2 protein-coding genes are annotated in these 1,299 nt (G+C 44.1%); both read right to left on the reverse strand.

The window, feature by feature from the left end; translation table 11 throughout:
* Positions 1–30: 30 nt before the first annotated feature.
* A complete protein-coding gene (locus tag V2H77_RS00595; protein ID WP_341497252.1) occupies positions 31–594 on the reverse strand; it encodes a lipoprotein in 564 nt (187 codons plus the stop codon).
* A 37-nt stretch (positions 595–631) separates the two neighbouring features.
* A partial coding sequence (locus V2H77_RS00600; RefSeq protein ID WP_341497253.1) for an MFS transporter occupies positions 632–1,299 on the reverse strand: 668 nt, incomplete at its 5' end.

The following is a 1,299-nucleotide window of genomic DNA, read 5'->3' on the forward strand; positions in this document are numbered from 1 at the left end:
AAATCCATAGGGTATATATCTTGATGGAAATTATTTATCGGTCAGCGTAATAAATAATTTGCCAGGTTTCACTTCTAACCTTTCTGCTAATGTTTTAGCTGCGGCTTCAGCTTTGCTGTGCTCCGGTTTTAATACATAAACTGGATGGGTATCAAAGAAAGAGTTAAGTGATTTATTTAAATAAGGAACTAATGCATTAATTGGTTTTTCCATTTTTTCTGGTGTGATTTGGTAATCAACGATTTCCAATTCTTTCAGAAAAATAGCCTCTTTTTCTTGTTCGAAAACAGGTTGTGCTTTCAAGGTGATTTTCATTTCAGCCTTAGCTGGGCCAAGCAGGGAGGTAATAGTTACGTTTGCTCGGCCAGTTAACGCTATTTTGTTTGGTTCTGTCCGGCCAATTTGGCTGGACAGTTCTGTCAATTCAATATCCGCGTTGGCAATACCATGTAATTCAATCTGTTTTTGGTAATGGACGTGTTTTGCCAGATAACCATTAATTAACTCTTCGCTAATACTGACGCCTTTGAACTGATCGCAACCACTGATTAGCCCTGCTAGCAATAATACTGCCCCCAAGAAAAATTTTCTCATATCGACTCCTTTATTTTGGAGGGCAGATTTTACCTCATTAATTGCCGCTCAGCATGGCAGATTCAATTTTACGTTGGTTGAATTGACGGTGCAGGGCATACAGGGTTATCAAGCCAATAATCCCAAGCAAGAACCAAGGCAATTGCGGCATATGCAACGCATGACCGGTATCATATAACCAACCACCGCCGGTATAACCCAAGGCGCCGCCCAGAGCCAACCCAAGACGGCTAAATCCCATATAACTGCCGCGTGCGCGCGGATCAGCCAGTGAAGCGCTTAATGTTTCGCGGGCAGGTTCAGCGGTGACGGTACCGAGATAGAACAGACAAATAAGGCCAAACAAGGTATTTATTTCACCAATCAAACCGACTGGGAACATGCTCAGGCTCATCAGGAAAAGCCCGGCCATTAGACGCTGTTCTAGCCGGAATCGTTTTTCACTCCAACGGGCGATTGGATACAGTAAAGTGAGCGATAGGGTTGCTTCAATCGCGTACATCCATTTTACCGCAGCGGGTGTTCCGGCGATTTCATTGACGATAATCGGAAACATCAACATCACTTGGACAGACAGCATAAAGTAGCCGGTCAACGTCAATACATAGGTGAAGAAGCGGCGATCTTTAATAACGCGTTCCATCCCTTCCCAGATGGGAGTGCGGGTAGTAGAAATTCGGTAGGCCGGCAGGAATAATGCATTCC

The sequence above is a fragment of the Photorhabdus sp. P32 genome (genome assembly GCF_038085095.1).
Taxonomy (GTDB): domain Bacteria; phylum Pseudomonadota; class Gammaproteobacteria; order Enterobacterales; family Enterobacteriaceae; genus Photorhabdus; species Photorhabdus luminescens.

Bases quoted from the DNA above. Each gene is read 5' to 3' on its own strand.
- V2H77_RS00595 (WP_341497252.1), bottom strand. From the start codon at position 594: ATGAGAAAATTTTTCTTGGGGGCAGTATTATTGCTAGCAGGGCTAATC.